This window comes from Egibacteraceae bacterium (assembly GCA_040905805.1).
Classification (GTDB): Bacteria; Actinomycetota; Nitriliruptoria; order Euzebyales; family Egibacteraceae; genus DATLGH01.
In genome coordinates this window covers 12,780-21,664 of sequence record JBBDQS010000018.1, presented here as the reverse complement: position 1 = coordinate 21,664, position 8,885 = coordinate 12,780, and the positions used below count along the sequence as shown (strand labels likewise).

Sequence of the window (8,885 nt, the reverse complement as noted above, 5' to 3'; positions counted from 1 at the left end):
CCACCGTGGAGGTGGTGGCGTGGCCGGGGCACTTCGCCGGCCGCGTGGCCGGGCCAGTGCACCACCCTGGCGGTGGTCGCCTCGCCAGGCCACTTCCCCGGCGGCAGTGGTCGCGGTCTCCGCGCCGGGCGCCAAGGACGCGGCGAGACGCTCGGGTGAACCCCTGGATCGTTGCGAAGAGCCTCTTTTGCGCCGGCCTCTCGTCGGTCATGCTGGTGGTGCGCCCAGCGCGGCAGGAGGGGAGGCCATGATCGCCACACCGGACGAGGAGGACCTGTCGATCACCGGCGAGCCGTTGTCCGCCGACCCGGACGTGGACGAGGCCCCCGACGAGGATGCTGCGGACCGCCCGGTGCTCGACGGCGACCCCGAGCTGGCGGCCCTGCGCGACGAGTTCGTCGACGGCTTCAACGCCCGCGACCTCGACGCGCTGCTCGCCCTGGTCCACGACGAGATCGAGACGCCCGACCTGCCCGGTGACGGGCTCGCGGTGCTCCGCGAGGAGCTCGAGGCGATCTGGGAGCGCTCGCCGGGGGCGTTCCTCACCGCCGCCTTCCTCGACGGTGTGCCGTGCGCGGTCGCCTGGCTGCCCGACGAGGACAGCTGCTGGTCGCGCGCGGCTCTGGTGACCTTCGCCGCCGACGACGGGCTGCTCTCGGTCGTGGGGGTGCCCGACGATGCCGACGGCCTGGATCGGGCCGAGGCCGACGACCCGACCGGCGAGGAGATCGAGGAGTGGTCGGACTGGGTGGAGTGGGACAGCGGGGAGGAGTCACGTCCCCGCCCCCGGGACCGGGCGCGCCCGTAGGGGGGCGCCCGGACCGCGTCAGTGCCGGGGGCGCCGGTGGTCGCGGGCCAGCTTCACGCGGGCGTCGACCGCGGCGACGCCGCGGCGGCGGACGAACACGGGGTTGAGGTCGAGCTCGTCGACCTCGGGGACCTCCTCGACCATGGCCGACACCCGGAACAGCAGCGCGCGCAGGGCCTCCACGTCGACCGGGTCCGAACCCCGGTAGCCGGTGAGCAGCGGGTAGCCGCGCAGGCTCGTCAGCATGTCGTCGACGTCGGCGTCGGTCAGCGGATGGATCCGGACGCTCACGTCGCGCAGCAGCTCCACCAGGGTCCCGCCCATCCCCGCCATGAGGATGGGTCCGAAGGTGCGGTCGTGGCTCACGCCGACGACCATCTCCACGCCGTCGCCGACCATCTCCTGGACCAGGAAGCCGTGCTCGGCCACGTCCGCGCGGCCGGCCGCGGTGAGGTCGCGGGTCATCGCCGCGACGGCATCGGCGACCTGCTCGGGACGGGCGAGCCCGAGGCGGACACCGCCGAGCTCGGTCTTGTGGATCGGCGCGGCCGCTTTCACCGCCACCGGCGCGTCGATGGCGGCCTGCGCGGCGGCGGCCTCCTCGGGGGTGTGCGCGATCCTGGCCGCGGCGGTCGTGATCCCGAAGGCCGACAGCAGGCGCTCGGCCTGGCCGGCGGTCAGCCACGCGTCGGCGCGCCCCCCGGCCAGCGCCTCGTCGACGACCGCGCGCGCCGCGGCGACGTCGGCGTTCTCCACGGCCACGACGTTGCCGAGCGGGGCGGCCCGCCAGCGTGCGTAGTGGGCCACCCGGCCGAGCGCCCGGGCCGCGCCCTCGGGGAAGACGAAGGAGGGGATGGATGCCTGGGCCAGCTCGTCGGGGACGCCGGCCTCGCTCATGAAGACCGACAGCACGGGCAGGTCCCCGATCGCCGCCTTCGCGTCGGCCATCGCCCGGGCGACGTCGTCGGGCTGGGTCACCACCGGCGGGATGAAGATCACGAGCAGGCTGTCCACCTCGGGGTCCGCGGCGAGGACCCGCATGGCGCGCCCGTAGTCGGCTGCGCTCGCCGACGCGATCATGTCGACGGGGTTGCGGATGCCCGCCTCGGGGGGCAGGAACTCGGCGAGCCGCGCGACGGTCTCCGGCGCCAGCTCGGGCACCGCCAAGCCGGCCGACTCGCAGGCGTCCGCGGCCAGGATGCCCGGTCCGCCGCCGTTGGTGAGGATCGCGACCCGGTTGCCGGCGGGCAGCGGCTGGTTCGCGAGGACGGTCGCCACGTCGAACAGCTCCTCCAGGCTCTCCGTGCGGATCACCCCGGCTTGGCGGAACAGCGCCTCGACCGCCACGTCGCCGGCGGCCAGGGCACCGGTGTGGCTGGAGGCTGCCCGCTCGCCCGCCTGCGTCCGGCCCGACTTGACCGCCACGATGGGCTTGTGCCGGCCGACCCGGCGCGCGATGCGGCCGAACTTGCGGGGGTTGCCGAAGGATTCGAGGTACAGCAGGATCACCGCGGTGTTCGGGTCGCTCTCCCAGTACTGCAGCAGGTCGTTGCCGGAGAGATCGGCCTTGTTGCCCACGCTGGCAAAGCTCGACAGGCCGAGGCCGAGGCGCTTGGCCGCCGACAGGATCGCGAGACCGAGCGCGCCCGACTGGCTGGAGAACGCCACCCGCCCCGGCGGGGGGAAGACGGTCGAGAACGTGGCGTTCATCCGCACGTCGCCGTCGGCGTTCAGCACGCCCATGCAGTTGGGGCCCACGATGCGCAGCCCGAAGGCCCGCACGACCTCCATCAGGGCCCGCTCGCGATCCGCACCCTCGGGGCCCGCCTCGTTGAAGCCGGCCGACACGATCACCGCGGCCTTGCAGCCCAGGCGCGCCGCCTCGGTCACCACTGCCGTGACGTGCGGCGCGGGCACGCACACGAGCACGAGGTCGGGGACGGCGGGGCAGGCGGTGAGGGTGGGGTAGGCCGCCACCGACTGCACCACCGGCGCCGCGGGGTTGACGGGGTAGACCGGACCGGCGAAGCCGCCGGCCAGCAGGTTCGCGAAGACCAGGCCCCCGATGCTGCGGGGGTCGCGGCTCGCCCCGGCGACGGCGATGGACGCCGGTGCGAGGACCGCGGACAGCGCCGCGACCGCCGCCGTGCGGTCCTGCTCGTCGCCGGTGGCCAGGAACTGCTCGGTGGGGATGGACGAGAAGCGCGTGTGTACCACGGTGCCCTCGTCGGCGAAGGCGGGGGTGAAACCGGCGTCGCGCATCATCGCCAGCATGGGGCGGTTCTCGCGCAGGACGTCGCCGACGAAGCCGGTCACGCCGCGGTCCTGCGCCGGCTCGACGAGGGCGCGCAGCAGCGCAGTGCCGACGCCGCGGCCCTGCTCGGCGTCCTCGACCAGGACGGCGAACTCCGCCGTGGCTGGATCCTCGTCGAGACGGTCGAACCGGCTGACGCCGACGATGCGCCCGGCGGATTCGGCGACGAGCGCGAACCGCCGCTCGTAGTCCACGTCGGTGAAGTAGCGCATCTGCGCGGCGCTCATGGACCGCGGCGCGAAGAACCGCATGCGGATGGTCTCCGGCGACAGGCGGCTCCACATGGCCAGGAGCTCGTCGAGGTCGCCCGCGCGGATCGGCCGCACGTGGACGGTGCGGCCGTCGCGGAGCACCGCGTCGTGGGCGTAGCGGTCGAGGTCGGGTGGTGTCATCGGGTCAGCCCCTTCCCGCTGCGGGTCGTAGCGCTGGCCTCAGCCTCCGGGTGCATCCCGGAGGTCGTCCCAGGACGGACGGGCCAGGTGGATGATCTCGTCGACCAGGGTGTACCCGCTGCCCGACAGCCGCCCGACCGGTTGCAGGAGGTCGGGCGCCACGCGCCCGTCACGCCACACCTCGTCGGCGACGTGGACGCGCAGGACGTCACCGAAGACCATCGTGCCGTTGCCCATGACCAGCTCCTCGCGCAGCCGGCATTCCAGCGCCGCCCGGGCGGCGGCGAGCCGCCGCGGTCCGACGGTGTCCGACGGCAGCGTGTCGAGTCCCGCCCACGCGGCCTCGTCCTCGCCCGACGGGAAGTTGGCCGCCGTGGCGTTCATCGCCTCGAGCAGGTCGCGGCTGACGACGTTGACGACGAACTCGCCCGTCGCCCGGACGTTGCGCAACGTGTCCTTCACCCCGCTCGAGGTGAAGTGCACGATCGGCGGGTGCGACGAGATGATGTTGTAGTAGCTGTGCGGCGCGAGGTTGGCCACACCCGTCTCGGCCAGCGTCGACACCCAGGCGATCGGCCGGGGCACCACCAGGCTGGTCAGCAGGAAGTAGGTCTCGCGCGGCGCCAGGTCGGCCGGGTCGATGGTGGGCATGGTGGCGCAGTGTAGTCCGGGCGCCTGGCGCATCGACGGAGCGCTGATTGCCCGAGCGCGGTGTGTCGTCGACCGCACCGCCACGGTGCGTCAGACCGCACACCCGGGCGAACCCGCTCGCAGGCGCGGTGGCTACCCTCTATCCGTGATCGCCAGACGCAAGACGATGCCGCCCGACCTGCAGCCGGCGTGGGCGGCCTTCCAGGCCCAGGCGGAGCGCGTCGAGTCCGCCCGCCAGGCGCTGCTCGGCTGCCTCCCGGTGGGACGCATCGACCCCGCGCCGGTCCCCGTCGGCCTGGACCTGCTGCGCGACGAGCTCACGGCCGTGGCCACCGAGCTGGACGGCTGGCGGGTCCCGGCGATGGAGGAGGCGTGGCAGGCATGCCGGGACGCGGTCGAGGAGGCCCTCACCCAGATCCCCGCCGCCCGGACCGTGTCGGCCACCACGGGGGAACTGGAGGAGATGCTCGACGCGGTCAGCGGGGTGGTCGAGCCCCTGGACGCCTGGCACGACGCCGGTGTGGCCTGGCTCCGCCGGCGCCGGCGGCCCTAGCGCTGGGCACGTGCGACGAGCGCGGGGCGGGCCACCGGCGAGCACGGGCGGGCCCCCACGACGAGCACGGGCGGGCCTCCACGACGCGCGCGCCGGGTGGTGACCCGCTCCCGGGCGCCGGGGCAATGCCCCCTCGCCGATGGTCCCGAGCTTTCCCGCGCCGGCGCGGGAAACCATCGGTCGCCGACCGGTGGCGGGCACCGAGACTGGGGCTGCCGGTCCACAATCCCGCGAGCCCTCGCCGGCTCAGGCGATGCCCACCAGGCTCGGACGATGCCTGTCGGACGGCTCACACATCGGGGTTGCGGCGCAGGGCCTTCTTGTCGGATCGTCGGCGCTTGGCCTCGAGCCGGCGCTCCTTGGACGCGCGGGTGGGGCGGGTGCGCTGGCGCCGGCGCGGAGGACGTAGCGCGTCACCGACCAGGGTGGTGAAGCGGGCGATCACCGCATCGCGGTTGCGCGTCTGCGAGCGATGCTCGGAGGAGGTGAGCACGAGCACGCCGTCCTTGGTGATCCGGTTGCCGAGGGCGGCGTGGACGCGCCGCTTCTGCGCCTCGGTGAGATGGCGGGTGGCGTCGACGTCGAAGCGCAGCTCCACCTTGGTCGAGGAGGTGTTCACGTGCTGGCCGCCCGGGCCGCCGGAACGCGTGAAGGCGACCTCCAGCTCGTCCTCGGGCACGGTCACACCGCTGCCCAGTCGTATCGCGCTCATGGCGCCAGTGTGCCCGAGAGGCCACGGGCGCTACCGTCGTCGGGTGGCCGGCCGCCCGGCTGGTGGCCACGGTCGCCCCGGTCCCCCGCGGCAGGGGTGCCCTCCCCCGGGTGCGGGTCATCGCCCCCTACACTGGCCACCAGCATGCACTGGGGACAGCACCTCAAGCCGTCTGAATGGGCGTGGCTTCGCCATGGGCCCGCGGTGCTGACGGTCGTCTTCGCGGGCGGGTTCGTCGGTGCGGTGGCGATGGTCCTGTACGCCGGCCTGGCACCGCCGGCACCCCCGGAGATGCTTGCCAGCGCCGATACGGACCTCGTCGGGGGCCACGAGGCCGCCGATGCGGCCGAGGAGGACGAGACGGGCGGGGACGCCCCGGAGCCCGCCGGGCGCGCCGCGGAGGGCGAGCAGGACACCCCGGCGCCCTTCGAGGGGTGGGTCGATCCGGCGTCGGTCGGGACGCCCTACGGCGCGGCGGTGCGGGGGCTGCTCACCTTCCGGGGCAACCCGACGCGGACCTTCTACGGCGCCGGCCCCGTCCCGACGGCCCCGGAGCCGGTGTGGCGCTACCCGCGGGAGGCCATGTGCTCGGAGTCCGAGGTAGGCGGGCAGACCCGTGAGTGGTGCGGGTTGGGGTGGACCGGCCAGCCGGCGGTCTTCGAGCGCGACGGTCGGACGTGGGTGGTGTTCGGCGCATACGATGGCCATGTGCACTTCGTCGACGCCGACACCGGCCAGCAGATCCTGCCGAGCTTCCCGACCGGTGACCTCATCAAAGGGTCGGTGACGGTCGACCCCGACGGGTTCCCCATCGTCTACACCGGGTCGCGGGACAACCACTACCGGGCCATCGCCATCGACGGCGACGAGCCGCGCGAGCTGTGGAGCCTGTGGGCCTTCGACGTGGCGCCGACGCTGTGGAACAACGACTGGGACGGCGCCGGGCTGATCCTCGACGACTACCTCTTCGTCGGCGGGGAGAACAGCCAGTTCCATGTCGTGCACCTGCTGCGCGGCTACGGCGAGGACGGACGGGTGACCCTCGACCCCGAGGTGGTGTTCAACGCCCCGGGCTGGGACGACGAGCTGCTCGAGGCCACCGGGGACCACATGATGTCCATCGAGGGCTCCGTCACGGTGGTGGGCGACACGGTGTACTTCGCCAACTCGGGGGGCCTCGTGCAGGGCTGGGACATCACGGGGTTGCGCGAGGGTGTGGACCCCGAGCGGGTGTTCCGCTTCTGGACGGGCGACGACACCGACGCCACGATCGTCGCCGACGATCAGGGCATGCTCTACGTGGCGTCGCAGTGGGAGCGGTTCACCGATCGGGGACGGGCGGTGGGCCAGATCATGAAGCTCGACCCGACCCGGCCCGACGACCCGCTGGTGTGGTCGGTGCACGACCGGGGGACCCCTCGGGCGGGGGTGTGGGCGACCCCGGCGCTGGACCGCGACGTCCTCTACGTCCCGACCGACGGTGGGCGACTGCTCGCCCTGGATCGTGCCACCGGTGCCATCCGGTGGGAGAAACAGCTGGCGGGACCGGTCTGGCAGTCGCCCGTGGTCGTCGACGACGTGCTGATCCAGTCCGACTGCAGCGGCGCCATGCGCGCCTACGACGTCGCCGACACCACGGTCGAGCCGCCCGAGCTGTGGACGGTGCAGCTCGACGGGTGCGTCGAGGCCACCCCGGCCGTGTGGGGCGGCACCATCTACGTCGGGACCCGCGGTGGCTTCCTGCACGCCATCGCGGATCCCCAGGTGGTCCAGCCATGACCGCCACGCGGCTCGCGGCGCTGCTGGCGGTGGTGGTGCTGGCGCTGGCGCCGGCCGGCTGCGCCACCTCGTCGGAGGACATCGCCGAGGACACCGGAGCCGATGCGACGCAGGAGACACCGAGCCCGTCACCGGCCGCCGAGGACGACCCGGAGGGGCGCGTGCCCCCCGAGGAGGCGCCCGCCCCACCGGGGGACGCCCCGCTCGCCGAGGGCCTTGACGTCACCCTGCCGGCGGTGGGCGGCGGCCAGGTCGTCGGCGCTGAGCTGGCAGGGCGCGACCTCGCGCTGTGGTTCTGGGCGCCGTGGTGACCGACGTGCAACGGGGAGGCCCCCGGGGTCGCGCAGGTTGCGCGGGACTATGACGGCGACGTCGAGATCATCGGCGTGGCCAGCCGTGACACGGATGCGGCCATCAACGATTTCGTCGATCGCCACGGGCTCCACCAGATGCGCCACGCCATCGACCAGGAGGGACAGGTGTGGGGGGCGTTCGGGATCATCGGGCAGCCCGCCTGGGTGTTCGTGGACGGCGCCACCGGCGAGTCCACCGTGACCTTCGGCGCGCTGTCCGAGGAGCAGCTGCTCGCCCGCCTCGAGGAGCTCGGTTAGCGGGCCAGACGGTCCATGAGCGCCAGCAGGTCCTGGGGCGTGCGGTCGAAGCTCGTCCAGGTCTGCTCCAGCGGCGAGCGGATGACCTGCCCGTGACGCTCGCCGACCATGACGCGGTTGGCGCCCTCGGCCTGGGCGGTGACCGCGGCGTCCCCCAGGACGCTGCCGAGGACACGGTCACGCATGCTGGGCGATCCGCCCCGCTGGACGTGGCCGAGGGTCGAGACCCGGTAGTCGACGTCCAGGCCCTCGGCCACCCGGTCAGCGATGCCGTACGCGCCGCCTGCCTCGTCGCCCTCCGCGACGACCACCAGACAGAAGCGCTTGCCGATGGCGAACGACGTCCGCACCCCTTCGCGGACCCGGGCGATATCGGTCGGGCGCTCCGGCACGAGCACCTCCGTCGCGCCGCCGGCCAGACCGGCGTACAGGGCGAGCCAGCCGCTGCGCCGGCCCATCACCTCCACGAAGAACAGTCGGCCGTGGCTGGCCGCGGTGTCGCGAATGCGGTCGATCGACTCCAGCGCGGTGTTGACGGCGGTGTCGAACCCGAGGGTGAAGTCCGTGCCGGACAGGTCGTTGTCGATCGTCCCCGGGATCCCGACCACACGCACGTGGCCCTCCCGGCTGAGCACGTCAGCGCCACGGAAGGAGCCATCTCCGCCGATGACCACCACTCCTTCGATGTCGGCCATGTCGAGGTGCTTGCTGGCCTGGCGGCGACCCTCCGTCGTCCGGAAGGCCGCGGACCGCGCGGTGCCCAGCGTCGTGCCGCCCTGGTGCAGGATCCCCGACACCGCCCGCGCGTCCAGGGGAGCGAGCTGACCGTCGATGAGGCCCGCGTAACCGTTCTGGACCCCGTAGGCCTCGATGCCGGCCGCGTCGGCACCGCGGACGACCGCGCGGATCGCCGCATTCATCCCGGGGGCGTCCCCACCGCTGGTCAGTACCGCGATCCGTCGCATGCCGCCAAGATTACCGATCGGCGAGGCGAAAAGGCGAGAGTCGCCCTCGCAAGCTCCGGCGATTCACGAGTCAGCAGTCCCGGGGGGGGGGGGGGGGGGG

Annotated in this window: 9 protein-coding genes; 5 read left to right on the top strand and 4 right to left on the bottom strand. The window is 73.6% G+C overall.

Annotated features, from left to right (window positions below; genetic code table 11):
* The first annotated feature begins 247 nt into the window (after nt 1-247).
* On the top strand, nt 248-808 hold the full coding sequence (locus WD250_03340) for a hypothetical protein (GenBank protein MEX2619233.1): 561 nt from the start codon (nt 248-250) through the stop codon (nt 806-808).
* Nucleotides 809-826: 18 nt separating this feature from the next.
* On the opposite strand, the gene WD250_03335 is transcribed toward WD250_03340, so the two are convergent.
* Both WD250_03335 and WD250_03330 read right to left on the bottom strand, forming a co-directional pair.
* Complete coding sequence (locus tag WD250_03335; protein MEX2619232.1) at nt 827-3,514, bottom strand: GNAT family N-acetyltransferase; 2,688 nt, start codon at nt 3,512-3,514, stop codon at nt 827-829.
* A gap of 39 nt (nt 3,515-3,553) precedes the next feature.
* Entirely contained in the window at nt 3,554-4,165 is a 612-nt protein-coding gene (locus WD250_03330; GenBank protein ID MEX2619231.1) for a flavin reductase family protein, read from the bottom strand.
* Nucleotides 4,166-4,310: 145 nt separating this feature from the next.
* On the opposite strand from WD250_03330, the gene WD250_03325 reads away from it, so the two are divergent.
* Nucleotides 4,311-4,718, top strand: a complete 408-nt coding sequence (locus tag WD250_03325; GenBank protein MEX2619230.1) for a hypothetical protein — start codon at nt 4,311-4,313, stop codon at nt 4,716-4,718.
* Nucleotides 4,719-5,007: 289 nt separating this feature from the next.
* Here WD250_03325 and arfB read toward each other — a convergent pair whose 3' ends face one another.
* The gene (gene arfB / locus WD250_03320) at nt 5,008-5,430 is read right to left on the bottom strand and encodes an alternative ribosome rescue aminoacyl-tRNA hydrolase ArfB (protein ID MEX2619229.1); all 423 of its coding nucleotides are present in this window, start codon (nt 5,428-5,430) and stop codon (nt 5,008-5,010) included.
* A 204-nt stretch (nt 5,431-5,634) separates the two neighbouring features.
* Here arfB and WD250_03315 point away from each other — a divergent pair, with 204 nt between their 5' ends.
* From WD250_03315 to WD250_03305, 3 genes are all read left to right on the top strand, one after another.
* The gene (locus WD250_03315; GenBank protein ID MEX2619228.1) at nt 5,635-7,209 is read left to right on the top strand and encodes a PQQ-binding-like beta-propeller repeat protein; all 1,575 of its coding nucleotides are present in this window, start codon (nt 5,635-5,637) and stop codon (nt 7,207-7,209) included.
* Nucleotides 7,206-7,520, top strand: coding sequence for a hypothetical protein (locus tag WD250_03310; GenBank protein ID MEX2619227.1), 315 nt, complete (start codon nt 7,206-7,208; stop codon nt 7,518-7,520). The genes WD250_03315 and WD250_03310 overlap by 4 nt, the downstream gene beginning before the upstream one ends.
* Nucleotides 7,521-7,595: 75 nt before the next feature.
* Nucleotides 7,596-7,820, top strand: coding sequence for a hypothetical protein (locus WD250_03305; GenBank protein MEX2619226.1), 225 nt, complete (start codon nt 7,596-7,598; stop codon nt 7,818-7,820).
* Here WD250_03305 and pfkA read toward each other — a convergent pair.
* Complete coding sequence (gene pfkA / locus WD250_03300; protein MEX2619225.1) at nt 7,817-8,785, bottom strand: 6-phosphofructokinase; 969 nt, start codon at nt 8,783-8,785, stop codon at nt 7,817-7,819. The two genes, WD250_03305 and pfkA, sit on opposite strands and share 4 nt — an antisense overlap.
* Nucleotides 8,786-8,885 lie beyond the last annotated feature (100 nt).